At 71.0% G+C, this 25,906-nt stretch carries 23 protein-coding genes; 15 read left to right on the forward strand and 8 right to left on the reverse strand.

The features are described from left to right. Positions 1 to 9 precede the first annotated feature (9 nt). The 7 genes from ACIPTO_RS07830 to ACIPTO_RS07860 all read left to right on the forward strand — a co-directional run bounded on the left by ACIPTO_RS07830 (position 10) and on the right by ACIPTO_RS07860 (position 9,871). Positions 10 to 1,320 (forward strand): ubiquitin-like domain-containing protein, encoded by a 1,311-nt coding sequence (locus ACIPTO_RS07830; protein WP_401190160.1) that lies wholly within the window; start codon positions 10 to 12, stop codon positions 1,318 to 1,320. A gap of 125 nt (positions 1,321 to 1,445) precedes the next feature. Then, positions 1,446 to 2,363: a 16S rRNA (adenine(1518)-N(6)/adenine(1519)-N(6))-dimethyltransferase RsmA gene (gene rsmA / locus ACIPTO_RS07835; protein ID WP_401190161.1), complete on the forward strand. Its 918-nt coding sequence runs from the start codon at positions 1,446 to 1,448 to the stop codon at positions 2,361 to 2,363. Next, positions 2,360 to 3,262, forward strand: a complete 903-nt coding sequence (locus tag ACIPTO_RS07840) for a 4-(cytidine 5'-diphospho)-2-C-methyl-D-erythritol kinase (RefSeq protein ID WP_401190162.1) — start codon at positions 2,360 to 2,362, stop codon at positions 3,260 to 3,262. The genes rsmA and ACIPTO_RS07840 overlap by 4 nt, the downstream gene beginning before the upstream one ends. 82 nt (positions 3,263 to 3,344) lie before the next feature. Continuing rightward, a complete protein-coding gene (locus tag ACIPTO_RS07845; RefSeq protein ID WP_401190163.1) occupies positions 3,345 to 5,147 on the forward strand; it encodes an ABC-F family ATP-binding cassette domain-containing protein in 1,803 nt (600 codons plus the stop codon). Between the two features lie 190 nt (positions 5,148 to 5,337). Continuing rightward, a complete protein-coding gene (locus ACIPTO_RS07850) occupies positions 5,338 to 7,059 on the forward strand; it encodes a PQQ-binding-like beta-propeller repeat protein (protein WP_401190164.1) in 1,722 nt (573 codons plus the stop codon). Positions 7,060 to 7,105: 46 nt separating this feature from the next. Then, positions 7,106 to 8,944 (forward strand): PQQ-binding-like beta-propeller repeat protein, encoded by a 1,839-nt coding sequence (locus ACIPTO_RS07855; protein WP_401190165.1) that lies wholly within the window; start codon positions 7,106 to 7,108, stop codon positions 8,942 to 8,944. Positions 8,945 to 9,181: 237 nt separating this feature from the next. Continuing rightward, the gene (locus ACIPTO_RS07860) at positions 9,182 to 9,871 is read left to right on the forward strand and encodes a response regulator transcription factor (RefSeq protein ID WP_366316678.1); all 690 of its coding nucleotides are present in this window, start codon (positions 9,182 to 9,184) and stop codon (positions 9,869 to 9,871) included. Positions 9,872 to 10,322: 451 nt separating this feature from the next. Here the strand turns inward: ACIPTO_RS07860 and ACIPTO_RS07865 are convergent, their stop codons facing one another. Together ACIPTO_RS07865 and ACIPTO_RS07870 are read right to left on the reverse strand one after the other, a co-directional pair. Then, the gene (locus ACIPTO_RS07865; RefSeq protein WP_366316676.1) at positions 10,323 to 10,655 is read right to left on the reverse strand and encodes a hypothetical protein; all 333 of its coding nucleotides are present in this window, start codon (positions 10,653 to 10,655) and stop codon (positions 10,323 to 10,325) included. A 21-nt stretch (positions 10,656 to 10,676) separates the two neighbouring features. Continuing rightward, positions 10,677 to 12,356: a sodium:solute symporter family protein gene (locus ACIPTO_RS07870; RefSeq protein WP_366316674.1), complete on the reverse strand. Its 1,680-nt coding sequence runs from the start codon at positions 12,354 to 12,356 to the stop codon at positions 10,677 to 10,679. Between the two features lie 191 nt (positions 12,357 to 12,547). Between ACIPTO_RS07870 and galT the strand changes: the two genes are divergently transcribed. From galT to galK, 3 genes are read left to right on the forward strand one after another with little or no spacing between them, the layout of a single operon-like run. Then, positions 12,548 to 13,606: a galactose-1-phosphate uridylyltransferase gene (gene galT / locus ACIPTO_RS07875; RefSeq protein ID WP_401190166.1), complete on the forward strand. Its 1,059-nt coding sequence runs from the start codon at positions 12,548 to 12,550 to the stop codon at positions 13,604 to 13,606. Next, positions 13,606 to 14,568 carry a UDP-glucose 4-epimerase GalE gene (gene galE, locus ACIPTO_RS07880; protein ID WP_401190167.1) on the forward strand — a complete coding sequence of 321 codons (963 nt, stop codon included), beginning with the start codon at positions 13,606 to 13,608 and terminating at the stop codon, positions 14,566 to 14,568. Before galT ends, galE begins: the two co-directional genes overlap by 1 nt. Positions 14,569 to 14,590: 22 nt before the next feature. Next, positions 14,591 to 15,733, forward strand: a complete 1,143-nt coding sequence (gene galK, locus ACIPTO_RS07885; protein WP_401190168.1) for a galactokinase — start codon at positions 14,591 to 14,593, stop codon at positions 15,731 to 15,733. A 78-nt stretch (positions 15,734 to 15,811) separates the two neighbouring features. Here the strand turns inward: galK and ACIPTO_RS07890 are convergent, their stop codons facing one another. The 3 genes from ACIPTO_RS07890 to ACIPTO_RS07900 form a co-directional block, all read right to left on the reverse strand. Beyond that, positions 15,812 to 16,276: a hypothetical protein gene (locus tag ACIPTO_RS07890; RefSeq protein WP_401190169.1), complete on the reverse strand. Its 465-nt coding sequence runs from the start codon at positions 16,274 to 16,276 to the stop codon at positions 15,812 to 15,814. Positions 16,277 to 16,290: 14 nt separating this feature from the next. Then, entirely contained in the window at positions 16,291 to 17,529 is a 1,239-nt protein-coding gene (locus tag ACIPTO_RS07895) for an MFS transporter (RefSeq protein ID WP_401190170.1), read from the reverse strand. A 72-nt stretch (positions 17,530 to 17,601) separates the two neighbouring features. Beyond that, complete coding sequence (locus tag ACIPTO_RS07900; RefSeq protein WP_366316664.1) at positions 17,602 to 18,057, reverse strand: N-acetyltransferase; 456 nt, start codon at positions 18,055 to 18,057, stop codon at positions 17,602 to 17,604. Positions 18,058 to 18,317: 260 nt separating this feature from the next. Here ACIPTO_RS07900 and ACIPTO_RS07905 point away from each other — a divergent pair, with 260 nt between their 5' ends. Continuing rightward, positions 18,318 to 19,085, forward strand: a complete 768-nt coding sequence (locus ACIPTO_RS07905; RefSeq protein ID WP_043684893.1) for a response regulator transcription factor — start codon at positions 18,318 to 18,320, stop codon at positions 19,083 to 19,085. Here ACIPTO_RS07905 and tamR read toward each other — a convergent pair. Then, on the reverse strand, positions 19,044 to 19,541 hold the full coding sequence (gene tamR, locus ACIPTO_RS07910) for a MarR family transcriptional regulator TamR (RefSeq protein WP_200685517.1): 498 nt from the start codon (positions 19,539 to 19,541) through the stop codon (positions 19,044 to 19,046). The genes ACIPTO_RS07905 and tamR overlap by 42 nt on opposite strands. A gap of 104 nt (positions 19,542 to 19,645) precedes the next feature. Here tamR and ACIPTO_RS07915 point away from each other — a divergent pair, with 104 nt between their 5' ends. The 3 genes from ACIPTO_RS07915 to ACIPTO_RS07925 all read left to right on the forward strand — a co-directional run bounded on the left by ACIPTO_RS07915 (position 19,646) and on the right by ACIPTO_RS07925 (position 21,071). Then, positions 19,646 to 20,449 carry a trans-aconitate 2-methyltransferase gene (locus tag ACIPTO_RS07915; RefSeq protein WP_366316661.1) on the forward strand — a complete coding sequence of 268 codons (804 nt, stop codon included), beginning with the start codon at positions 19,646 to 19,648 and terminating at the stop codon, positions 20,447 to 20,449. A gap of 3 nt (positions 20,450 to 20,452) precedes the next feature. Continuing rightward, positions 20,453 to 20,815 carry a VOC family protein gene (locus ACIPTO_RS07920; RefSeq protein ID WP_366316659.1) on the forward strand — a complete coding sequence of 121 codons (363 nt, stop codon included), beginning with the start codon at positions 20,453 to 20,455 and terminating at the stop codon, positions 20,813 to 20,815. Positions 20,816 to 20,897: 82 nt separating this feature from the next. Further along, positions 20,898 to 21,071 carry a CsbD family protein gene (locus ACIPTO_RS07925; RefSeq protein ID WP_366316657.1) on the forward strand — a complete coding sequence of 58 codons (174 nt, stop codon included), beginning with the start codon at positions 20,898 to 20,900 and terminating at the stop codon, positions 21,069 to 21,071. Positions 21,072 to 21,160: 89 nt separating this feature from the next. Here the strand turns inward: ACIPTO_RS07925 and ACIPTO_RS07930 are convergent, their stop codons facing one another. Beyond that, positions 21,161 to 21,838, reverse strand: a complete 678-nt coding sequence (locus tag ACIPTO_RS07930; protein WP_366316655.1) for a TetR/AcrR family transcriptional regulator — start codon at positions 21,836 to 21,838, stop codon at positions 21,161 to 21,163. Next, positions 21,835 to 22,851 carry a fatty acid desaturase gene (locus ACIPTO_RS07935; RefSeq protein ID WP_366316653.1) on the reverse strand — a complete coding sequence of 339 codons (1,017 nt, stop codon included), beginning with the start codon at positions 22,849 to 22,851 and terminating at the stop codon, positions 21,835 to 21,837. The genes ACIPTO_RS07930 and ACIPTO_RS07935 overlap by 4 nt, the downstream gene beginning before the upstream one ends. 306 nt (positions 22,852 to 23,157) lie before the next feature. Between ACIPTO_RS07935 and ppc the strand changes: the two genes are divergently transcribed. Then, positions 23,158 to 25,890 carry a phosphoenolpyruvate carboxylase gene (gene ppc, locus ACIPTO_RS07940; protein WP_366316651.1) on the forward strand — a complete coding sequence of 911 codons (2,733 nt, stop codon included), beginning with the start codon at positions 23,158 to 23,160 and terminating at the stop codon, positions 25,888 to 25,890. Positions 25,891 to 25,906: the final 16 nt, after the last annotated feature.

Raw genomic sequence — 25,906 nt, forward strand, 5'->3', positions numbered from 1 at the left:
CGTGTCGGCGTGAGCAACTTCGAGACCTACGAGACCTACGAGACGTACGACCGCGGTGTGCGTGCGGACACGTACACCGACGGCCCGACCGAGGTGTACGAGGACACGTACCGGCCCGCCTACGAGGGGTACGAGCCCGTGCTCCCCCGCCAGGCGGGCACCGCGGCGCCGGAGAGCGAACCGGCGGCGCGGCACGGGCGGCGCCGAAGAGCCGACCGCCCGGACACCGGTTCCGCGATGCGCAGACTGGTCCCGCAGGCCTTGGTCGTCGCCTTCCTCGCCGGCGGCACCACCGCGTTCGTCGCCAAGGACAAGGCGATCGAGCTGAACGTCGACGGCAAGCCGCGCACCCTGCACACCTTCGCCGACGACGTCACCGAACTCCTCGCCCAGCAGGGCGTGGACGTCGGCGAACACGACGTGGTCGCCCCCGGCCGTGACGCGCCCCTCAGCAGCGGCGACGAGGTCGAGATCCGCTACGGCCGCCCCGTCCGGCTCACCCTCGACGGCCGGCGGCACGAGGTGTGGACCACGGCCCGCACGGTCGACGCGGCCCTCGAAGAACTCGGCGTCAGGGCCGAGGGCGCCTATGTCTCGACCTCGCGCTCCCAGCCCATCGGCCGCGCCGGACTCGCCCTGGACATCCGCACCGAACGCACCGTCACGATCATGGCCGACGGCCGCGCCCGCACGATCCGCACCAACGCGGCGACGGTCGGCCGGGCGGTCCAGGAGGCCGGCATCGGCCTGCACGGCGAGGACACCACCTCCGTCCCGGCCGACAGCTTCCCCCGCGACGGCCAGACCGTCACCGTCCTCCGGGTCACCGGCACGAAGGAGATCCGCGAGGAGGCGATCCCCTTCGACGTCGAGCGCCAGGACGACCCCACCCTGTTCAAGGGCACGGAGGTCGTCGATCGAGCCGGCCGGTCGGGCCTCCGCCGCGTCACCTACGCCCTCCGCACGGTCAACGGCGTCAAGGAGAAGCCCCGCCGGGTCGACGACCGGCTCGTCCGCGAGCCGCACTCCCAGCTCGTCCGGGTCGGCACCAAGCCGATGCCCACCTCCGTCCAGGGCGCCGACCAGCTGAACTGGCACGGCCTCGCCACCTGCGAGTCCGGCGGGCGCCCCGGCGCGGTCGACCCGTCCGGCACCTACGGAGGCCTCTACCAGTTCGACACCCACACCTGGCACAGCCTGGGCGGCAGCGGACGCCCGCAGGACGCGTCCGCGGAGGAACAGACGCTCAGGGCGAAGAGGCTGTACGTACGGCGGGGTTCCAGCCCATGGCCGCACTGCGGAACGAGGCTGCACGGCTGACATGGGGGGTTCGGGGGCCTGCCCCTCAAAGGGGCGCGGGGCCGTTTCGGTGTGCGGCTCCGCCGCGTGGGCGCGCCACGCCACGACGGTCCGGCGGACGAATTCGGCCCCGTAACCTAGACGTCGTGAGCAGCAACCCCCTCCCCGACCCCCTCTCCGACGCACTCCTTGGCCCCGCCGAGATCCGCGAACTCGCCGCCGCCCTGAACGTCCGTCCGACCAAACAGCGCGGCCAGAACTTCGTGATCGACGCGAACACGGTCCGCCGCATCGTCCGCACCGCGGACGTCGGTCCCGACGACGTGGTCGTGGAGGTGGGTCCCGGCCTCGGCTCGCTCACCCTCGCCCTGCTGGAGGTGGCCGACCGCGTCACCGCCGTGGAGATCGACGACACCCTCGCGAGCGCGCTCCCGGCGACGGTCGCGGCACGGATGCCGGCCCGGGCGGACCGCTTCGCGCTGGTGCACTCGGACGCCATGCAGGTCACGGAGCTGCCGGGCCCGGCCCCCACCGCACTCGTCGCGAACCTGCCGTACAACGTGGCCGTACCGGTCCTGCTGCACATGCTGGAGCACTTCCCCAGCATCGAGCGCACGCTGGTCATGGTCCAGGCGGAGGTCGCCGACCGGCTGGCCGCGGCGCCGGGTTCGAAGGTGTACGGCGTCCCGTCCGTGAAGGCGAACTGGTACGCCGAGGTCAAGCGGGCCGGTTCCATCGGCCGTACCGTCTTCTGGCCCGCGCCGAACGTCGACAGCGGACTCGTCGCGCTCACCCGCAGGACGGAGCCGCCGAAGACGACCGCCGACCGGCGCGAGGTGTTCGCCGTGGTCGACGCGGCCTTCGCGCAGCGCCGCAAGACCCTGCGGGCGGCGCTCGCCGGCTGGGCGGGATCGGCGGCGGCGGCCGAGGCGGCCCTCGTCGCGGCCGGCGTCTCGCCGCAGGCCCGGGGCGAGTCGCTGACGGTGGAGGAGTTCGCGCGCATCGCGGAGGCCGCGCCGGCCCGGGAGACGACCCCCGAACCCCCGAAGGAGCCCGGTAAGTGAGCGTCACCGTCCGCGTCCCCGCCAAGGTCAACGTCCAGCTCGCGGTGGGTGCCGCACGCCCCGACGGCTTCCACGACCTGGCCAACGTCTTCCTCGCCGTCGGCCTCCACGACGAGGTCACCGTGACCCCCGCCGACGCGCTCCGCATCACCTGCACGGGCCCGGACGCGGCCCAGGTCCCCCTGGACGGCACGAACCTGGCCGCACGGGCGGCCGTGGCACTCGCCGGGCGGTACGGCCGTGACCCCGCCGTGCACATCCACATCGCCAAGGACATCCCCGTCGCCGGGGGCATGGCGGGCGGCAGCGCGGACGGGGCGGGCGCGCTGGTGGCGTGCGACGCGCTGTGGGGCACCGGTGCCTCGCGGGCTGAACTGCTCGACATCTGCGCGGAGTTGGGCAGCGACGTGCCGTTCAGTCTGGTGGGCGGGGCGGCGCTCGGCATCGGGCGCGGTGAGAAGCTGACCGTCCTGGAGACCGGCGGCACCTTCCACTGGGTCTTCGCGATGGCCGGGCGGGGACTGTCGACCCCGGCGGTGTTCCGGGAGTTCGACCGACTGGCGGCGGGGACCGACATCCCCGAGCCCGTCGCCTCGCAGCCCCTCCTCGACGCCCTCGCCAAGGGCGACCCGGACGCGCTCGCCGCCGCCGTCTCCAACGACCTCCAGCCCGCGGCCCTGTCGCTCTTCCCGGAACTCGCCGGCACCCTCGCCGCGGGGCGTTCCGCGGGCGCCCTGGCCGCGCTCGTCTCCGGCTCGGGCCCGACGACGGCGTTCCTCGTCCGCGACCCCGGTTCGGCGGCGGAGGTGGCGGACGCGCTGACGGCCTCCGGCACCTGCCGGACGGTCCGCACGGCGACGGCTCCGGCGGCGGGGGCGACCGTCCTCGCGCCCGTCTGACCCTCACCTGACCTGCGCGGACCGTCAGCCTCCCGCCGCGCACTACTCTGGGAGGCTGACCGTCCCCCCTGTCAGGAGAGAAATGGCCGTCAACCTGGTCAATGTCGAGAACGTCAGCAAGGTGTACGGCACCCGTGCCCTGCTCGACGGCGTCTCGCTCGGTGTCTCCGAAGGGGACCGGATCGGGGTCGTGGGGCGCAACGGTGACGGCAAGACCACGCTGATCCGGATGCTCGCCAAGCTGGAGGAGTCCGACACCGGCCGCGTCACCCACTCCGGAGGACTCCGCCTCGGCGTCCTCACCCAGCACGACTCCCTGGACCCCGGCGCGACCGTCCGCCACGAGGTCATCCGGGACATGGCCGACCACGAGTGGGCGGGCAACGCCAAGATCCGCGACGTGCTGACCGGACTCTTCGGCGGGCTCGACCTGCCGGGCTTCCCGCAGGGCCTGGACACCGTGATCGGCCCGCTCTCCGGTGGTGAGCGCCGCCGTATCGCGCTGGCGAAGCTGCTCATCGAGGACCAGGACCTGGTCGTCCTGGACGAGCCCACGAACCACCTGGACGTCGAGGGCATCTCCTGGCTCGCCCGGCACCTGCGCGAGCGGCGCTCCGCGCTCGTCTGCGTCACCCACGACCGCTGGTTCCTGGACCAGGTCTGCACCCGCATGTGGGACGTGCAGAAGGGCGACGTCTACGAGTACGAGGGCGGCTACTCGGACTACGTCTTCGCCCGCGCCGAGCGCGAGCGCATCGCCGCCACCGAGGAGACCAAGCGGCAGAACCTGGTCCGCAAGGAGCTGGCGTGGCTGCGCCGGGGCGCCCCGGCCCGTACGTCCAAGCCGCGCTTCCGGGTCGAGGCGGCCAACGAGCTGATCGCGGACGTGCCGCCGCCGCGCGACACCAGCGAGCTGATGAAGTTCGCGTCCTCGCGGCTGGGCCGCACGGTCTTCGACCTGGAGGACGTGACCGTCCAGGCCGGGCCCAAGGTCCTGCTGAAGCACATCACCTGGCACCTCGGCCCCGGCGACCGCGTCGGCCTGGTCGGGGTCAACGGCGCCGGCAAGACCTCCCTGCTGCGTGCCCTCGCCGAGGCCGCCCGCAGCGACGGCGAGACCCAGCCCGCGGCCGGCAAGGTCGTCGTGGGAAAGACCGTGAAGCTCGCCTACCTCTCGCAGGAGGTCGCCGAACTCAAGCCCACGCTGCGGGTGTTGGAGGCCGTGCAGCAGGTGCGGGAGCGGGTCGACCTCGGCAAGGGGCGGGAGATGACCGCCGGGCAGCTGTGCGAGACGTTCGGCTTCAACAAGGAGAAGCAGTGGACGCCGGTCGGGGACCTGTCCGGCGGTGAGCGCCGCAGGCTCCAGTTGCTGCGGCTGCTGATGGACGAGCCCAACGTGCTCTTCCTCGACGAGCCCACCAACGACCTCGACATCGAGACCCTGACCCAGCTGGAGGACGTCCTCGACGGCTGGCCGGGGTCGATGATCGTGATCTCGCACGACCGGTTCTTCGTCGAGCGCACCACCGACAAGGTGTTCGCGCTGCTGGGCGACGCGACCCTGCGGATGCTGCCGCGCGGGATCGACGAGTACCTGGAGCGCCGCCACCGCATGGAGGAGGCCGCCGCCGCTGCCGCCCCCGTGGTGGAGAAGGCCGCGCCCGCGGTGAGCGCCGCCGACCAGCGGGCCGCGAAGAAGGAACTCCAGAAGATCGAGCGGCAGTTGGACAAGGTCTCCGAGAAGGAGGCCAAGCTGCACACCCAGATCGCCGACAACGCCACGGACTTCGCGAAAGTGGCCGAATTGGACGCACAGCTGCGGGACTTGAGTGGCGAGCGGGACGAACTGGAGATGCGGTGGCTGGAACTCGCCGAAGACGCGTGAAGGGCGGGTGAAGGCGCATAACGGGGGCGTCACGGGCCGGTCCTCCCTTGGGAACAGGGAGGAACCGGCCCGTTGTCCGTGGTCGGTCGAGTGATAGAAAGGGCAGTCTGAGAACTGTCTGAAGACGACTCCGGGCGCCGCGCGAGGCTCGGGGCGTGGCTAAAAATCAGTGAACGAGGGGGAGCCGCTGATGACTCAGCCGCCCGAACAGCCGCCGTCCGGCGGTTACGGAGCGCCGCCGAACCAGCCGCCACAGCCACCGTCCGGCGGCTTCGGCGCCCCGGTACCGCCGCAGCCCGGCTACGGCTATCCGCAGCAGCAACAGCCCGGCCCGTACGGCTATCCGCAACAGCCGCCGCAGCAGCCCGGCCCGTACGGCCAGCCGCCGCAGCAGCCCGGTCCCTACGGCCAGCAGCCCGGTTACGGCTACCCGCCGCCCCAGTTCACCCCGCCGCCCCCTCCGGGCGGCGGCTCCCGCAACCCCTTCAAGGGGCGCCCGGCGCTGGTGATCGCGGCCGCGGTGGCCGGGCTCCTGGTGGTCGGCGGCACGGTGTGGGCGGTCGCCGGTGGAGACGGCGGCGACAAGAAGCCGGTCGCGCAGAAGAGCGGCAGCCCGACGCCCTCCGGCGGCACCGCCACCGACGACCCGGTCGACCCCGGTGACGGCAGCGGCGACGGCGGCAGCGACTCCGAGGACCTCAACGCGGGCCGCGCGGCCGGCGAGGCGAAGGTGCTCTGGTACAAGGAGGCGCCGGACGCGCCCGGTTCCGGCGCCGACGCCCCCGGCATGTGGATCACCGGCAAGACCGCGGTGAAGGCGGCGTACAAGGAACTCGTCGCCTACAACGTGAGCGACGGCAAGCCGACCTGGCCCACGGTCACCTTCCCGCAGAAGATCTGCGCGGTCACCCCGGCGAATTCGGCGGACGGCAAGATCGTCGTCGCGTACGAGAGCGGTGTCAGCGACAACGCCAAGTGCAACCAGCTCCAGCAGGTCGATCTCGGCACCGGTGCGAAGGGCTGGTCGGGGGTCGTCCCGGACGGCGGTCTCTTCGACAGCGCGCTCAGCGTCGGGCTGACCATCTCCGGCAAGACGCTGATGGTGGGCCGCTCGCAGTCGGGCGTCGCGTACGACGTGGACACCGGCAAGAAGCTCTTCGACAAGAAGAAGTACGGCGCGGCCTGCTTCCCGTCCGCGTTCGCGGGCGGCGCGAAGCTGATCGCGGTCTCGTCCTGCGGCGCGAGCACCTCGAACGAGCACGACGAGGTGCAGGAGCTGGACCCGGCGACCGGCAAGGTCAGGTGGACCAAGACGATCCCCAAGGGATGGTCGGTGTCCCGCACGTACTCGGTGGACCCGGTCGTCCTCTACATGACCGACTCGGACCGCAAGCACTGGAACATCTCGACGCTGAAGTCCGACGGCTCGGTCCGCTCGCAGGTCGACTCCAAGGCCACCTTCGCGCCGACGTGCAGTTCGTCGTTCCTCGACACCGACCTCCAGGGCTGCCAGGGCGTCGCGGTCGACGCGGACACCCTGTACCTCCCGACGGACGCGACCACCGGCGCCAACCAGATCGTCGCGATCGACCTGGCCACCGGCAAGGAGAAGTGGCGCGTCAAGTCGCCCGAGGCCGTGTCGATGGTCCCGGTCAAGGTCCAGGGCGGCCGGCTCATCGCCTACGTCGAGGCGTCGTACGACGCGGGCGGCCAGATCGTGTCCGTCCCCACGGCGGGCTCCTCGCACCCGACGACGAAGCTGCTGCAGATGCCCGCGGGCACCGCGAAGATCGAGTCGAGCTTCTTCTCCCGGGACATCGACTACGTCGACGGACGCTTCTACATCTCGTCGACCCGGCTGAACGGCAATGACGACACGAAGGAGAAGTTGATGCTCGCGTACGGCAAGTGAGACCCCGACTTCTCCCCGTCCCGCCGTCCTCCCCGAGGTGTTCGTCATGACCACACCCCCACCGCCCCCGTCCAACGAGCCCCCGAAGGGCGGCTTCGGCCCGCCCCAGGACCAGCCCGCGCAGCAGCCGCAGCCGCAGCCGCAGCAGCCGCCCCAGACCCCGCCCCAGACCCCGCCGGGCTACGGCTACCCGCAGGCACCCCCGCCCCAGCAGCCACCGGTCTACGGCTACCCCCAGCAGCCGCAGCAGCCCCAGCCGCCGCAGGGACCCCCGCAGGCCCCGCCGCCCGGCTACGGCTACCCGGGCCAGCAGCCGAACCCGTACGCGCAGCAGCCGCAGCAGCCCAACCCCTATGGCCAGCAGCCGGGTTACGGCTATCCCGGGCAGCCGGCGACCATGCCGCTGCACCCGCAGCCGGGCCACCCGGGCGGCGGCGGGCGCAAGTTCGGTGCACCCGCGGTGATCATCACCGCCGCGGTCGTCGCGATCGCGCTGATCGTCGGCGGCGGCATCTGGTACTCGTCCTCGTCCGGCAAGAAGGACGACGACACGAAGAAGACCGCCAGCTCCAGCGGCGCCACCGGCGGCACGAACGACAAGGGCGGCACCACGTCCGGCGGCAAGGAGAAGGTGCCCGCCGACACCGCGTCCAAGGTCCTCTTCGAGGTCCCGATGCCCAAGGTCGCCGACACCATGGTGACCTCCGGCTCCTGGCTCACCGACAAGGTGTACGCCAAGACCGGCAGCGCCGAGGTCGTCGGCTACAACCGCGACACCGGCGCCGAGCAGTGGACGATCAAGCTCCCCGGCCCGGTCTGCCAGGCGACGAAGCACACCACCACCGACGACAAGACGGCGATCCTCTACGAGCCCGCCATGCCGACCAAGGACAAGCCCTCGCACGGCTGCAGCCAGATCGCCGCGATCGACCTCGACGCGGGCACCAAGCTGTGGACGAAGACGGCCAACTCCGGTGACCAGCCGATCAGCTTCGGGAACGTCACGGTCAGCGGGAACACCGTGGCCGTGGGCAGCACCGACGGCGGCGCCGCCTTCGACATCTCCACCGGCAAGGTCCTGTGGAGCCCGAAGGTCGCCGACTGCTACGACGCCGGATACGGCGGCGGCGCGAAGCTGGTCGCGGTGCGCCGGTGCGGGACGTACGACAACCCCGTCCTGCACATCCAGACCATCGACCCGGTCTCCGGGAAGGTGATCTCGGACTACAAGATGGCCCAGGGCATCGAGTACGCGAGCATCGTGTCGACCGACCCGCTGGTCGTCGCGGCCGACGTCGGCGACAGCGCGGGCGACGGCAGCGGCATCTCGGACTTCTTCTCCATCGACAACAAGACCGGTGCGCTGCGCTCGCACATCTCGGCGCCGGGCAAGCAGTACGCGGCCCGCTGCGACGGGATCACCCGGGTCGAGTACTGCACCGAACTGGCCGTGGGCAACGACCGGTTGTACGTGCCCACCGAGGACCACGACGGTTCCGGCGACTCCTACAGCCAGACCAACGAGATCGTCGCCTTCGACCTCGCCACCGGCAAGCAGACCGGCCAGCGCGCCGACGCGGGCGACGGCTACACCATCGTCCCGCTGCGCATGGACGGCACCAACGTCATCGCGTACAAGTCCCCGCCGTACAACAAGGGCGGCCAGATCGTCAGCATCGACGGCACCTCCTTCAAGGAGACCAAGCTGCTGGAGAACCCGAGCGCGGACAAGACGCGGCAGACCGAGACCACCTTCCTCCCGGACTACGCGGAGATCCTCTACGCGGAGGGCCACCTCTACATGTCGGCGGTCTACGCGGACAAGGCCTCGACGTCGTCGACGGGGGACAAGGACCTGGCGATCGCGTTCGGCACGGCGGGCTGACCCCCCGCACCACCCCCACGACCCCATCACCCCCACCACCCCCCATCACCCCCGAACACCCGGAATGCGAAAAAGTCAGTCGATCCGGGGCACTTCTCTCCAGTAGGGGCAGCGCAACGTCGAACAAGCGTGTAGCTTCCGGGGGCATGAAGGACGGGGGTGCTGGGGGCCCTCTGTCCGTGGGGACCGGTGGGCAGCCATAGTGGGCATCCATTGGGGGGACTGGGGGGTTGCTCGATGGGAGTGCGGCTGATGGTGGTCGACGACCACCGGTTGCTCGCCGAGGCGCTGGCCTCGGCACTGAAGCTGCGGGGACACCGGGTGCTGGCGGCGGCGGCACCCGCGGCGGGCGCGGCGGAACTGGTGATCAGCCGCGCGCCGGAGGTGTGCCTGCTCGGCACGGCGACACCGGCCGAGCCGGGCATCTTCGACCCGGTGACGAAAATCAAACGTGAACGTCCCCAGGTGGCCGTCCTGGTCCTGGGCCCGGTCCCGAGCCCCCGGGGCATCGCGGCGGCCTTCGCGGCCGGAGCCTCGGGCTACGTCCGCCACGACGAGCGCATCGAGGGCGTGGAGCGGGCGATCATGAAGGCCAGGGCGGGCGAGGCGGCCGTGGCCCCCCAACTGCTCCAGGGCGCCTTCAGTGAACTGCTCAACCCGGCGGCCCAGCCCGACGACGAGGGCCAGCGCCTCCTCCAGATGCTCACCCCGAGGGAGGTGGAGGTCCTGGTCAGGGTCGCCGACGGCGAGGACACCCGCCTCATCGCGGCGGGCATGGGCATCGCCCCGTCGACGGCCAGGACCCACGTCCAGCGGGTCCTGATGAAACTGGGCGTGGGCTCCCGCCTGGAGGCAGCGGCCCTGGCAGCCCGCACAGGCCTCCTGGACAGGGCGACCCCCCTGCACAACTCGACCCCGCCCCCCTGACCACCCCACCCGAAGACCGAATCCTGCCCCGCCGGAGGCAGGGGCGCGATCAGGGCCACGACTCAACACGCCCGACCGGATCCCCCTCAGGGGCGCGGGGAACTGCGCGACCAGGCGCAACGCGCGCCCGACCCGAGCCCCCTCTTCCTGATCCGCCGGAGGCAGGGCGAAGTTCAGGGCCACGGCCCAACACGCCCGACCGGATCGCCGTCAGGGGCGCGGGGAACTGCGCGACCAGCGGCAACGCACGCGCACCCGGCAGGCGACCCGAGCCCCCTCTTCCTGCCCCGCGGGAGCCAGGGGAGCGATCAGGTCCGGCCCGGGTCACCCTCAGGGGCGCGGGGAACTGCGCGACCAGCCGCAACGCACGCGCACCCGGCAACCGACCCGAGCCCCGCCCCTCCGATCCGCCGGAGGCAGGCGCGCAGTTCCCCGCGCTACGCACACCCCTCTACGCCCCCTCTTCCTCCTCCGTGCTGACCTCCACCGGAGGTGTCGGGCGGAGTTTCAGCCAGCCCAGGAAGAAGACGCCGAGGAGCAGCATCGCGAGCCCGGTCCAGAGGTTGATGTTGACGCCCTCGGCCTTGTCCAGCGTGGCCTGGGACGGGCTGATACCTGCGATCGTGACGATGATCCCGTAGACGACGAACAGGCCGCCGATGATCAGCCGGAGGTCGAACAGGCGTGACGCCGTCGTGGACTTGGTCTCCAGGTCGGTGACTTCGCGGTGGACGTCGTGTTCGGAGCGCCCGGAGTGGTCGGGCTGTCCTGAGGTTTCAGACATGGTCTCTCAATCCTTCCGCGACTAGAACGAGAACGGGATGTAGCAGACGGCGGCCAGGACGACCGCGCCCCAGCCGAGGAGCGCGGGCCGCCGGTACCACGCGTCGTCGCCCGCGGCCGGCGCCTCGCTCATGCCGGGGCTGGCGGTGCCGTAGACCAGGCCCTGGAGTTCTTCGGCCGGCTTGGGCCGGGTGAAGAGGGAGACGGCGAACATGACCACCGCACCGGCGACGAAGCCGGCGATGGCGGAGACGAAGTTGGCGCCCTGGTCGGAGGGGATGGAGATGATCCCCTGCTTGTAGATCCAGAAGTAGTTGACCATCGCGGTGACCGTGCCCGCGAGCAGGCCCCAGAAGCCGGACTTCGGGGTGGCCCGCTTCCAGAACATGCCGACGATGAAGACGACGAACATCGGCACGTTGAAGAAGGAGAAGAGCGTCTGGAGGTAGCTCATGATGTTGGAGAAGGAGGACGCCAGGAAGGCCGTGCCGACCGAGGCCGCGACGCCGATCACCGTGATCAGGCGGCCGAAGCGGACGTAGTACTCGTCCTCGCGGTCCTTCACCACGTACTTGGCCCAGATGTCGTTGGTGAACACGGTGTTGAAGGACGACACGTTGGCCGCCATGCCGGCCATGAACGCGGCGAGCAGACCGGTGACCGCGATGCCGAGGACGCCGTTGGGCAGCAGCTCCTGCATCAGGTAGGGAATCGCGTCGTTGTACTGGAGGTCCGAGCCGCTGGTGCCGATCTTCGGGACGAGCGCGGCGGCCACCAGGCCCGGGATCATCACCAGGAAGACGATGAAGACCTTCGGGTACGCGGCGATCAGCGGGGTGCGCTTGGCGGCCGAGAGGTTCTTCGCGGACAGGGCGCGCTGGACCTCGGCGAAGTTGGTCGTCCAGTAGCCGAAGGACAGCACGAAGCCCAGGCCGAGCACGATCGTCAGCCAGTTCGCGCCGAGCGGGTTCGTGCTGCCGATGCCGGTGCCGCCCCACGCGGTGGTGAAGTTGTGGCCGTGGGCCGCGTCGAGCTTGTGGGTCAGCCCGTCCCAGCCGCCGACCTTCTTGAGGCCGAGGTAGGAGATCGGGATCAGCGCGGCGAGGATCACGAAGAACTGGAGCACTTCGTTGTAGATCGCCGACGAGAGTCCGCCGAGGGTGATGTACGCGAGGACGAAGGCGCCGGCGACCACGATCGCCACCCACTGAGGCCACCCCAGCAGCGCCTCGACGACGATCGCGAGGGCGTAGAGGTTCACGCCCGCGATCAGGATGGCGGCGAAGGCGAACAGGATCGAACTCAGCAGGTGTGCCGCCTTGTCGAAGCGCAGCAGCAGGAACTCGGGGACCGAGCGCACTTTCGAGCCGTAGTAGAAGGGCATCATCACCAGGCCGAGGAAGACCATGGCGGGGATGGCGCCGATCCAGTACCAGTGGACGGTGTAGGCGCCGTACTGGGCGCTGTTGGCGGCCATGCCGAGGATCTCGGTCGCGGCCAGGTTGGCCGAGATGAAGGCGAGACCGGTGATCCAGGCGGGCAGGGAGCGCCCGGAGAGGAAGAAGTCGAGGCTCGTCTTCACCGATCTGCGGGCGGCCAGTCCGATGCCGAGGACGACCACGAAGTAGATCGCCAGGATCGTGTAGTCCAGCCCGTTGGTGGGGAGTCGCAGCTCGGCGGCGAGAGAGGTGGGGATCTGCATCAAGCGCTCACCTAGGTAGGGGTTGGCGGTTGGTCTTGCGGGTTTCCGGATCGGTGCGGTTGATGTCTCTAGTTTGGTGTTCTTTGTTTGATTGTGATGGTGACGGCTGGGGGGATTTGTGGTTTGATGTGTTCGGTTCTGTGTTGGGTTATGTGTGAAGCGTGGATGTACGTACGGATGGAGAGCCCGGCGTGAAGAAGACCTCGACCCGGTTGGCCGACGGTCGTGAGCTCATCTACTACGACCTGCGGGACGACACCGTGCGCGACGCGGTGGACCGACGCCCGCTGGAGCGCACGGTCACCACTTCGGAGGTACGGCACGACGTGCTGCTCGGCGACGCGGTGGCGATCGCCTCGCACCGCCAGGGCCGCACGTACCACCCCCCGGCCGACCAGTGCCCGCTCTGCCCGACGACCGGCGACCGGCTCAGCGAGATCCCGGACTCGTCGTACGACGTCGCCGTCTTCGAGAACCGTTTCCCCTCGCTGGCCGGCGACTCCGGGCGCTGCGAGGTGGTCTGCTTCACCTCCGACCACGACGCGTCCTTCGCCTCGCTGACGGAGGAGCAGGCGCGCCTCGTCCTCGACGCGTGGACCGACCGGACGTCGGAACTGTCGCATCTACCCTCCGTCGAGCAGGTCTTCTGTTTCGAGAACCGGGGGGAGGAGATCGGCGTGACGCTCGGTCATCCCCATGGCCAGATCTACGCCTACCCCTTCACCACCCCGCGCACCGCACTGATGTTGCGTTCCCTCGCGGCCCACAAGGAGGCCACCGGCGGGGAGAACCTCTTCGACTCGGTCCTGGAGCGTGAACTCGCCGGTGAGCGGGTCGTCCTTGAGGGTGAACACTGGGCCGCCTTCGTGCCGTACGCCGCGCACTGGCCCTACGAGGTCCACCTGTACCCGAAGCGCCGGGTGCCGGATCTGCTCGGGCTCGACGAGGCGGCGCGCACAGAGTTCCCCCAGGTCTATCTGGAACTCTTGAGGCGCTTCGACCGGATCTTCGGTGAGAGTGAGTCTCCGACGCCGTACATCTCCGCCTGGCACCAGGCGCCGTTCGGCACGCTGGAGGAGTTCGACGGGGTGAGCCGCGACGACTTCGCGCTCCACCTCGAGCTTTTCACCATTCGCCGTACGTCCGGCAAGCTGAAGTTCCTCGCGGGTTCCGAGTCCGGCATGAGTGTGTTCATCAACGACGTGCCGCCGGAGCGCGCGGCCGAGCGAGTGCGAGAGGTAGCGAGTTGATGAGCGGTAAGTACCTGGTCACGGGCGGAGCGGGGTACGTCGGCAGCGTGGTCGCCCAGCACCTGCTGGAGGCGGGCCACGAGGTCACCGTCCTGGACAACCTCTCGACGGGTTTCCGCGAGGGCGTACCGGCGGGTGCCTCCTTCATCGAGGGCGACATCAGGGACGCGGCCAAGTGGCTCGACTCCTCCTACGACGCCGTCCTCCACTTCGCCGCGTTCTCCCAGGTCGGCGAGTCCGTCGTGAAGCCCGAGAAGTACTGGGACAACAACGTCGGCGGCTCGATGGCCCTCCTCGCCGCGATGCGCGAGGCCGGCGTCCGCACGCTCGTCTTCTCCTCCACGGCCGCCACCTACGGCGAGCCCGCGGAGGTCCCGATCGTCGAGACCGCCCGCACCTCCCCGACGAACCCGTACGGCGCGTCGAAGCTGTCGGTCGACTTCATGATCACCAGCGAGGCCGCCGCCCACGGCCTCGGCGCGGTCTCGCTGCGCTACTTCAACGTGGCCGGTGCGTACGGCACGTGCGGCGAGCGGCACCAGCCCGAGTCGCACCTCATCCCGCTCGTCCTCCAGGTCGCCCAGGGCAAGCGCGACGCGATCTCCGTCTACGGCGACGACTACCCGACGCCGGACGGCACCTGCGTCCGTGACTACATCCACGTCGCCGACCTGGCCGACGCGCACCTGCTCGCGCTGAAGGCGGCGACCCCGGGCGAGCACCTGATCTGCAACCTGGGCAACGGCGAGGGCTTCTCCGTCCGCCAGGTCATCGAGACGGTCCGCCAGGTCACCGGGCACCCGATCCCCGAGGTCGTCGCCCCGCGCCGCGGCGGCGACCCGGCGACCCTGGTGGCCTCGGCGACCCTGGCCAAGGAGCGCCTCGGCTGGAACCCGTCCCGCGCGGATCTCGCGGGCATCGTCGCGGACGCGTGGGCGTTCGCGCAGAACGTATCGAACTGACCGAAGGGCTAGGGGATCGCACGTGGGTGTACGCGAGGGCTTCGAGGAGCTGTACGGGACGGCTCCCGAGGGCGTCTGGGCCGCGCCGGGCCGGGTCAACCTGATCGGCGAGTACACCGACTTCAACGAGGGCTTCGTGATGCCGCTCGCCCTGCCGCACACGGCGGTGGCGGCGGTGTCCCGCCGCGACGACGGCGTCCTGCGCCTGCACTCGGCGGACATCGAGGGCCCCGTCGTCGAGCTGCGGGTCGGGGAACTCGCCCCGCGCACGAACACCAGCTGGGCCGCGTACCCGGCGGGTGTGGTGTGGGTGCTGCGCGAGGCGGGGCACGAGGTGACGGGCGCGGACATCCACCTGTCGTCCACGGTCCCGACGGGCGCGGGCCTGTCGTCGTCGGCGGCCCTGGAGGTCGTCACCGCGCTCGCCCTCAACGACCTCTTCGAACTCGGCCTGTCCGCGCAGGAGTTGGCCCGTTACGCGCAGCGCGCGGAGAACGACTTCGTCGGCGTGCCCTGCGGCATCATGGACCAGACGGCCTCGGCCTGCTGCGAGGACGGCCACGCGCTGCACCTCGACTGCCGGGACCTGTCGATCCGTCAGATCCCCTTCGACCTCGCGTCGGAGGGCCTCTCGCTCCTGGTCGTCGACTCCCGCGTGAAGCACGCGCTGGGCGACGGCGCGTACGCGGAGCGCCGGGAGGGCTGCGAGGAGGGCGCGCGGCAGCTGGGCGTGCCGTTCCTGCGGGACGTGGCGTACGCGGACCTGGAGTCGTCGCTGGCCCGCCTGTCGGACGAGCGGATCCGGCGCTACGTCCGCCACGTCGTCTCCGACGACCACCGCGTCGACCAGGTCATCCGCCTGCTCGACGCGGGCGAGGTGCGCGCGATCGGCCCGGTCCTCACCGAGGGCCATGTCTCCCTCCGTGACGATCTGCGCATCTCCTGCCCGGAGTTGGACCTCGTGGTCGACACCGCGGTCGGCGCGGGTGCGCTGGGCGCCCGCATGACCGGCGGCGGCTTCGGCGGCTCGGCGGTCGTCCTCGTGGAGGCCGACGACGCGGACACGGTCACCAAGGCGGTCGAGGAGGCCTTCACCACGGCGGGCTACGCCGCGCCACGCGTGTTCCCGGCGGTCCCTTCAGCGGGCGCACGACGCCTGAGCTGACGGCAGGCCCGAGAAGAAGGCCGGCTATAGAAGTCGGCTGCCGTGAGAAGACGCCCTGGGCAACCGGGGCGTCTTCGCTCACCCGGGAATGTCGTCGCAGACGGGGTCCGTGGCCGGGAGGCTTGCGGTCAGGCGGAGCAGTTCGCCGTGGGCCAGGGTGCGCAGCCGTGCCGCGGTGAGCGCGGACGCGCTGTCGTAGGTGAGGATTCGCACCACGTCGACGTGCAGGCGGTCGGTCCCGTCGAGGGCGGGGAGACCGGCGAGCAGTTCATGGTCGGGGCGCCGCGACACGGTGTCCGCCACGTCGGCCAGCCGGAGTCTGCCGATCGTGGCCGGCGTGTGCGGCTTTCCCTGGGTCTGGGCGTCCAGCGCGAGCGCGTGGATGCCCAGGGTGAGCAGGGTCCGTAGCAGGGCGTCGGCCGTGCCCGGGTGCAACCGCCAGTTCCCGTACCGCTGTTGGCGGCGGAGGCGGGCGTCGGGGAGCCGGTCGGCGGCGGTCAGGATGCGGTGGCTCCACGCGGTGCAGTCCGGCCAGATGTCCACCTCCCCAGCCCCCGTCAGGGCGTCGTGCGCAGCGCTCGTACTCCCGGAGCCAGCAGTGCTCCGAGTGTGGCGAGGACGATCAGGGTCGCGCAGCCGGCGAGGGTGTGGCCCAGGCCGACGGTCGTCGCGAGCGGGCCCGCGACGAGCAGGCCCAGCGGGGCGAAGGCCAGCGAGCCGAAGCCGTCGTAGGAGCTGACGCGGGAGAGGGACTCCTCGGGGATCTCGCGGTGGATGGTCGTGGCCCACAGGACGCCGAAGACGTCGTTGGAGATCCCGGCGGTGAACATCGCGGTGGCGATCAGCCAGACCGGGGCGCGGACGGCGAGGAGCGCGATCGGGACGGCCGCGGGGAGGGTGGCGAGCACGGCCACCAGGATCGGGCGGCGGACCCGGACCCGGGCGGCCAGCCCCGCGCCGGCGATCGTGCCCAGGGCCTGCGCGGCGACGATGACCGACCAGGCGCGGGCACCGCCGAGGTAGCGGTCGGCGGTGAGCGGGCCGAGGACTCCCACGTTCGCGTTGAGCGCCGCGATCACGATCGACCACTGGGCCACCACGGCCCACAGCCACTGGCGGGACGCGAACTCCCGCCAGCCTTCCCGGAGATCGGCCCAGCCGGTGGATTTCCTGGGCGGGCGCGCGGCGACCGGGAGACGGACGGTGAGGGCCGCGCTGACGACGAAGGACACGGCGTTCAGCGCGAGCGCCCAGCCCGCTCCCACCAGGGCCACGGTCACGCCCGACAGCGCGAGGCCCAGCAGCCGGGCGCTGTTGGTGCCCACCCGCAGCAGACCGTTGGCCCGCTGGAGGCGTTCGCCGGAGACGATCAGCGGCACGATGCCCTCCATCGCGGGCATGAACAGGGCCGAGGCGGTACCCGCCGCCACCGCCAGCACGCACATCGCGGGCAGCGGCGCGTGCCCGGACAGCACCAGCGCGGCCAGGCCCGTGTAGGCGACGGCGCCCATCGCCTCCGCGAGTGCCATCAGCCGGGCGCGTGACATGCGGTCCGCGATGACCCCGCCCGCCAGGATGAACATCAGCTGCGGCAACGCCTGGCAGGCCAGCACGAGCGAGAGCCGGCCCGGACCGGCCCCGGGGAGGGCGAGGACGGCGAAGGCGAGGGCCACGGCGGCGAAGCCGTTGCCCAGCACGGACACGGTCCGCGCGCTCGCGAGCAGCACGAACGCGGGCTCACGCCACAGTGATGCCGGTCCCGGACGCTCCGCGGTGGTGGCTGAAGTGGATGTCACGGCCAGGGACCTTAGACGACCCGTGCCGCCCCGCGGCGGCCCGTTCCGACGCGCGGCGAGAACCGGCCATTGTCACCGCAGGTCCTTGGTGAGGGTGTACTCGGTGATCCCCGGCGGATAGTCCGGGATCACGCTCACCACCTGGTATCCCCGCTTCTGGTAGAAGCCCGGCGCCTGGAAGTCCCAGGTCTCCAGGCGGGACGCCCCGCAGCCGCGCTCCTCGCGGGCGATCCGCTCCGCCTCGTCCAGCAGCCGTGAGCCGAGCCCGGTGCCGCGGTGGCGGTCGTCGATCCACAGGTACGTCACATGCAGCCAGTCCGCCCAGCTGTGCCCGACCAGTCCGCCCGCGAGATCACCGACGGCGTCCAACGCCCACACATGGAGCGGCACTTCACGTTCGCGAGGGGTTCCGCGCAGCGCGCGCAGCACCGGCGACGCGGCCGTGTTGGTCTCGAGCAGCCGGGCGCGGAGCAGATCGCGTCGCTCTTTGTCGACTTCCGTCTCAATACGAAACATGCGGCTCACCATAAACGCGCCGGACAGTCAGTTCTGCAAATGGGGTTACGCTGCCGCGCCCCGGCCGTACGCTGTGAGCGGCACCGGTGGGGGCCGGTGCTGATCAGGGGGCGAGACAAGTCGGGTACGACGCCCGATGTGGGGGTAGCAGTGTCTGCATGGCGGCGGCCGTGCGACGCGGACCGCCCCGGGCGTCGTACCCGCAATCATCGCTTCGTCTCCCGACGATGAGGTATCCCCTGCTCCACCAGGAGCCTGGGGAAGGGGGTTTCGTGGTTCGCATCCGAGTCCTGGTCGTCGACGACCATCGCATCTTCGCCGAATCGCTCGCCGCGGCGCTGGCGGCCGAGCCCGACGTGGACGTCTCCGCGGCGGGCAGCGGTCCCGCGGCGCTGCGCTGCATGGAGCGCGCGTCCGCCGAGGGCCGCAGATTCGACGTCCTGCTCGTGGACGCCGACCTGGGCGGCAACGTCCCGGGCGTCCGGCCCGCCGTCCCGGTTCAGGCGGGCAACGAGGACGGGCTGGTGGACGGGATCTCCCTGGTCGCCGGGGTCCGTTCGGCCCAGCCGAGCGTGCGAATGGTCGTGCTGGCCGAGAAGGACGATCCGCGCCGGGCCGCGCTGGCGCTCCAGGCCGGGGCCTCCGGCTGGGTCGCCAAGGACTGCTCGCTGTCCAGGCTTTTAACCGTCATACGGGGTGTCCTGCGCGACGAGACGCATCTGCCGCCGGCTCTGCTGACCGGCGTCCTGCGGGAGTTGACGGCCGCGCGCAAGCACCGCACCGAGAGCGAGCGCCTGGTGGAGTCGCTGACACCGCGGGAGCGTGAGGTGTTGCGCTGCATGGTGGCCGGGCTGGGGCGCAAGGCGGTCGCCGAGCGGCTGTTCCTCTCCCCGCACACGGTCCGGACGCATATGCAGAACGTGCTCGGCAAGCTGGGCGTCCACTCCACCCTCGCGGCGGTCGCGCTCGCGCGGCGCGCCGGGGTCGGTCCCGTCGACCTAGCCGGGGATGTTGTCGAACGGGGCGGTCAACTGGCGTAGCAGGCCCGCCAGTTCGCCCCGCTGGGCGCGGGAGAGTTCCGCGAGGATCGCGCGCTCCTGCGCCAGCAGTCCGGCCAGGGCCTGGTCCGCCCGGTCCTGGCCCTCGTCGGTGAGGCGGACCAGGACGCCCCGGCGGTCGCTGGGGTCGGGGAGCCGCTCGACGAGGCCCTTCTGCGCGAGCCGGTCGATGCGGTTCGTCATCGTGCCGGACGTGACCAGGGTCTGCGTCAGCAGCTGGCCGGGGGAGAGCTGGTAGGGGCTGCCCGCGCGCCTGAGCGCCGTCAGCACGTCGAACTCCCAGGGCTCCAGGCTGTGCTCGGCGAACGCCAGCCGCCTGGCCCGGTCCAGATGCCGGGCCAGCCTGCTCACCCGGCTGAGCACTTCGAGTGGCTCCACGTCGAGGTCGGGGCGCTCCCGGCGCCACGCTGCGACAAGCCGATCGACCTCGTCCTCCATGGCGATCAGTGTAGTGGTTGTGTCGACATGAAGTCTCTTGATGTCGAGCTTCTCGACCACAAGTATCTTGACATCGAGATAGACGGGCAGGAAAGGTGGAGGACATGACGACTTGGGACCCCGCTCAGTACCTGCGCCACGCCGGCCACCGCGCCCGCCCGTTCGCCGACCTGCTCGCCCGCGTCGGCGAACTCCCCGCCACCGCACCCCGCATCGCCGACCTCGGCTGCGGCCCCGGCAACGTGACCATCGTCCTCGCCGACCGCTGGCCCACCGCGCACATCACCGGCTACGACAACTCGCCCGAGATGCTCGCCAGGACCGAGGCCCACGCCGGTCCCACCCCCGGCGGCGGCCGGCTCGACTTCGCCCACGCGGACGCGACGGAGTGGACACCGGCCCAGACGTACGACCTGATCGTCTCGAACGCGGCGCTGCAGTGGGTGCCGGGTCACCTGGACCGGTTCGGCGACTGGGTCACCGCGCTGGCCCCCGGCGGCACGTTCGCCTTCCAGGTCCCGGACAACATCGACGCCCCCCTGCACGCCCTGATGCGCGAACTGGCCGGCACCGCCCGCTGGAAGCACCGCCTCGGCGAGGTCCTGCGCCGCGAGGACTCCGTCCACGCCCCCGGCGTCTACCTCGACCACCTGGCCCGCCTCGGCTGCGCCCCCGACATCTGGCAGACGACGTACCAGCACGTCCTGTCCGGCGACGACCCGGTCCTCGACTGGGTCAAGGGCACCGGCCTCCGTCCGGTCCTCACCGCCCTGTCGGACGACCCAGAGGCGAGGGACGCCTTCGTGGGCGAGTACCGCGACCTGCTCCGCGAGGCGTACCCGACGAAGGCCTACGGAACGGTGCTCCCGTTCCGGCGGCTGTTCGTGGTGGCGTGGAAGGAGGCGTGAGGGATGCTCGCGGCCGTGGACCATGTGCAGCTGGCCGCTCCGGCCGGCTCGGAGGACGCGCTGCGGCGGTACTACGTCGACGTCCTCGGGATGACCGAGATCGCGAAGCCGCCCGTGCTGGCCGCGCGCGGCGGATGCTGGTTCGGGGCGGGGGCGGTGCGACTGCACCTGGGCGTCGAGGACGGCTTCCGCCCGGCGCGGAAGGCGCATCCCGGGCTCCGGGTGACCGGCATCGAGGCGTACGCGGCGCGGCTGACGTCCCTCGGGGCGCCCGTCACGTGGGACCACGACCTGCCGGGACACCGCCGGTTCTACTCCGAGGACCCGGTGGGGAACCGGCTGGAGTTCCTGGAGCCGGCGGGCTGAGCGGTGTTTGCGCTGTGGTATCGCGGCTACTCGGTCGGTGGCACCGAGTTCCCAGATCCGAACCGACCGGGAGTGATGAACCGTGGCGAAGGACGAGAAGGCCAAGGCCAAGAAGGAACAGGCCAAGGGCAAGGTCAAGGAGACCGTGGGCCGTGCCGTGGGAAACGAGTCCATGCAGGCCAAGGGACAGGCCGAGAAGTCCAAGGGAGACGCTCGGCAGGCCAAGGAGAAGGCGAAGGACGCGTTCAAGCGCTGACGCCAAAAGCGGTGAGGGCCCCTGCCGGACGGCAGGGGCCCTTCTGTTTCCCCGCACTGGGGGTTCAGCCTCTTTCCCGCACCAGGGGTTCAGCTTTTCCGGCGTCCTATCAGGTGCGGCTTCGACTCCAGGCCGTCCAGCCCGTGCCACGCCAGGTTCACCAGGTGCGCGGCGACCTCGGCCTTCCTCGGACGGCGGACGTCCAGCCACCACTGGCCGGTCAGGGCGACCATGCCGACGAGGGCCTGGGCGTAGAGCGGGGCCAGCTTCGCGTCGAAGCCCCGGCTCTTGAACTCGCGGCCGAGGATGTCCTCGACCTGCGTCGCGATGTCCGAGATCAGGGACGCGAAGGACCCGGTGGACTGGGGGATGGGGGAGTCGCGGACCAGGATGCGGAAGCCGTCCGTGTACTCCTCGATGTAGTCGAGGAGGGCGAAGGCCGCCTGTTCGCAGAGTTCGCGGGGATGGCCCGCCGTCAGCGAGCTGGTCACCATGTCCAGCAGGCGGCGCATCTCGCGGTCCACCACCACCGCGTACAGGCCCTCCTTGCCGCCGAAGTGCTCGTAGACCACCGGCTTGGACACCCCGGCCTTCGCCGCGATCTCCTCCACCGACGTGGCCTCGAAGCCCTTCGTCGCGAAGAGCGTGCGACCGACCTCGAGCAACTGGGCCCGGCGTTCCGCTCCCGTCATCCGGGTGCGGCGCGCGCGTCGGGGCTTCTCGTTGCTCGGGGTACTGCTGGGATCGGTCGCCACGGCGTCAATCATGCCGCCTCCGCCGACTCCTTCCGGGGCTCGGAGCCGTCCGCGGCGGAGATACGGCGCGAATCGATACGCGAGCGTGACGGCCAGCGCACGTCATAGGCCCAGCCGAGCTGCTCGCACCAGCGGATGATCCGGGCCGAGGAATCCAGCTGGCCGCGCATCACGCCGTGCCGCGCGGAGGTCGGGTCGGCGTGGTGCAGGTTGTGCCAGGACTCGCCGCAGGACAGGACCGCCAGCCACCACACGTTGCCGGAGCGGTCCCGGGACTTGAAGGGGCGCTTGCCGACCGCGTGGCAGATCGAGTTGATCGACCAGGTCACGTGGTGCAGCAGCGCGACCCGCACGAGCGAGCCCCAGAAGAAGCCGGTGAACGCGCCCCACCAGGACATCGTGGCCAGCCCGCCGATCAGCGGCGGCAGCGCGAGCGAGAGCATCGTCCAGAAGATGAACTGGCGGGAGATCGCCCGGATCGCACGGTCCTTGATCAGGTCCGGCGCGTACTTCTCCTGCGGGGTGCGCTCCTCGTCGAACATCCACGCGATGTGCGCCCACCACAGGCCCTTGAGCAGGGCCGGCACGGTCTCGCCGTAGCGCCACGGCGAATGCGGGTCGCCCTCGGCGTCGGAGAACTTGTGGTGCTTGCGGTGGTCGGCGACCCAGCGCACCAGCGGACCCTCGACGGCCATCGACCCGGCGATGGCGATGGCGATCCGCAGCGGGCGCTTCGCCTTGAAGGAGCCGTGCGTGAAGTACCGGTGGTAGCCGATCGTCACGCCGTGGCAGCCGAGGTAGTAGAAGAACACGAGCAGGCCGAGGTCCAGCCAGCTCACCCCGCCCCAGCTCCAGGCCAGCGGCACCGCCGCGATCAGGGCGACGAAGGGGACGGTGATGAAGAGGAGGAGCGTGAGCTGTTCCAGCGTCCCCTTCTTCTCGCCGCCCCGTGTGGCGGCGGGCAGTGGAGTGCCGTCGTCGTTCGCCCGCGGGGCGTCGTCGATCACATCGGAGCTCGTGGTCATGGGCGTCCCCTGTGGGGTTCGGAGGTGGAGGCGGAGCGTCGGACGGCGGGAGCCGGGCAGTGGCAGTTCAGCATGGACATCCCTACGGTTCCGTAACCTACGGCGACGTAAGTATGGCAGTGCGTCGACCGGTGGACGAAGCCCGTGAGACCGCGCGTCAGAGTGGACACCTATCCTTGGTGTCGGTCGGACAGCGCGGTCCGCTCTGATTTCTTCCCGGATGTCCGTCCCGTAAGCGGCAGCCGCCGCGGGACCGCCTCCGGGTTCCCTCCAGACGAGCTTCAAACACTGCAAGGAGCCGCACCTGTGAGCAGTGCCGACGACCAGGCCACCACGACCAACAACGAGCTGCGCGCCGACATCCGGCGCCTGGGCGACCTGCTCGGCGAGACCCTTGTCCGCCAGGAGGGCCCCGAGCTGCTCGAACTGGTCGAGAAGGTCCGCCGCCTCACCCGGGAGGACGGCGAGGCCGCCGCCGAGCTGCTGCGCGGCACCGAACTGGAGACCGCCGCCAAGCTCGTCCGCGCCTTCTCCACCTACTTCCATCTGGCCAACGTCACCGAGCAGGTGCACCGCGGCCGCGAGCTGCGCGCCCGCCGCGCCGCCGAGGGCGGTCTCCTCGCCCGGACGGCCGACCGCCTCAAGGACGCCGACCCCGACCACCTGCGCGAGACGGTCAGGAACCTGAACGTGCGGCCGGTCTTCACCGCGCACCCCACCGAGGCCGCGCGCCGGTCGGTCCTCAACAAGCTCCGGCGCATCGCCACGCTCCTGGAGACCCCGGTCATCGAGTCCGACCGCCGTCGCTACGACACCCGACTGGCCGAGAACATCGACCTGGTGTGGCAGACCGACGAGCTGCGCGTCGTACGCCCGGAACCCGCCGACGAAGCCCGCAACGCCATCTACTACCTGGACGAGCTGCACGCGGGCGCCGTGGGAGACGTCCTGGAGGACCTGACGGCCGAGCTGGAGCGCGTCGGCGTCAAGCTGCCCGACGACACCCGCCCGCTCACCTTCGGCACCTGGATCGGCGGCGACCGGGACGGCAATCCGAACGTCACCCCCCAGGTCACCTGGGACGTCCTGATCCTCCAGCACGAGCACGGCATCAACGACGCGCTGGAGACGATCGACGAGCTGCGCGGCTTCCTCTCCAACTCCATCCGCTACACGGGTGCGACGGAGGAACTGCTCGGGTCCCTCCAGGCGGACCTGGAGCGGCTGCCCGAGATCAGCCCCCGCTACAAGCGCCTCAACGCCGAGGAGCCGTACCGCCTCAAGGCCACCTGCATCCGGCAGAAGCTGGAGAACACCAAGAGCCGGCTGGCCAAGGGCACCCCGCACGAGGACGGCCGCGACTACCTGGGCACCGCCGAGCTGCTGCACGACCTCACCCTGATCCAGGCCTCCCTGCGCGCCCACCGCGGCGGCCTCTTCGCCGACGGCCGCATGGACCGTACGATCCGCACGCTCGCCGCGTTCGGCCTCCAGCTCGCCACCATGGACGTGCGCGAGCACGCGGACGCCCACCACCACGCGCTCGGCCAGCTCTTCGACCGGCTCGGCGAGGAGTCCTGGCGGTACTCCGACATGCCCCGCGAGTACCGGGCGAAGCTGCTCGCCAAGGAGCTGCGGTCCAGGAGGCCGCTGGCCCCCACCCCGGCGCCCGTCGACGCGGCCGGCGAGAAGACCCTCGGCGTCTTCGAGACCGTCAAGAAGGCGCTCGCCGTCTTCGGGCCCGAGGTCATCGAGTCGTACATCATCTCGATGTGCCAGGGCGCCGACGACGTGTTCGCCGCCGCCGTGCTGGCCCGCGAGGCCGGACTCCTCGATCTGCACGCCGGCTGGGCGAAGGTCGGCATCGTGCCGCTGCTGGAGACCACGGACGAGCTGAAGGCCGCCGACACCATCCTTGAGGACATGCTCTCCGACCCGTCCTACCGGCGCCTGGTGGCGCTGCGCGGGGACGTCCAGGAGGTCATGCTCGGGTACTCCGACTCGTCGAAGTTCGGCGGCATCACGACCTCGCAGTGGGAGATCCACCGGGCGCAGCGCCGCCTGCGGGACGTGGCCCACCGCTACGGCGTCCGGCTCCGCCTCTTCCACGGCCGCGGCGGAACCGTCGGCCGCGGTGGCGGTCCCTCGCACGACGCGATCCTCGCCCAGCCCTGGGGCACTCTGGAGGGCGAGATCAAGGTGACCGAGCAGGGCGAGGTCATCTCCGACAAGTACCTCGTGCCGTCCCTGGCCCGCGAGAACCTCGAACTGACCGTCGCGGCCACGCTCCAGGCCTCCGCCCTGCACACCTCGCCCCGCCAGTCCGACGAGGCGCTGGCCCGCTGGGACGCGGCGATGGACGTGGTGAGCGACGCGGCCCACTCCGCGTACCGCAGGCTGGTCGAGGACCCGGACCTGCCGACGTACTTCCTCGCCTCCACGCCGGTGGACCAGCTCGCCGAACTGCACCTGGGCTCGCGGCCCTCCCGCCGCCCCGGCTCGGGCGTCTCGCTCGACGGACTGCGCGCCATCCCGTGGGTGTTCGGCTGGACCCAGTCCCGGCAGATCGTGCCGGGCTGGTTCGGCGTGGGCTCGGGGCTGAAGGCGCTGCGCGAGGCGGGCCTGGACACCGTGCTCGACGAGATGCACGAGCAGTGGCACTTCTTCCGCAACTTCCTCTCGAACGTCGAGATGACCCTCGCGAAGACGGACCTGCGGATCGCCCAGCACTACGTCGACACCCTCGTCCCGGACGAACTGAAGCACGTCTTCGACACGATCCGGGCCGAGCACGACCTGACCGTGGCCGAGGTGCTGCGCATCACCGGTGAGACCGAACTCCTCGACGCCAACCCGGTGTTGCAGCAGACGTTCACCATCCGCGACGCCTACCTCGACCCGATCTCCTACCTCCAGGTCGCCCTGCTGAAGCGCCAGCGCGACGAGGCGGCGGCGGGCGCGGACCCCGACCCGCTGCTGAGCCGGGCCCTGCTCCTCACGGTGAACGGCGTGGCGGCGGGCCTGCGCAACACCGGCTGACCCACCGGCCGACCGG

This window comes from Streptomyces sp. NPDC090083 (assembly GCF_044747445.1).
GTDB lineage: Bacteria > Actinomycetota > Actinomycetes > Streptomycetales > Streptomycetaceae > Streptomyces.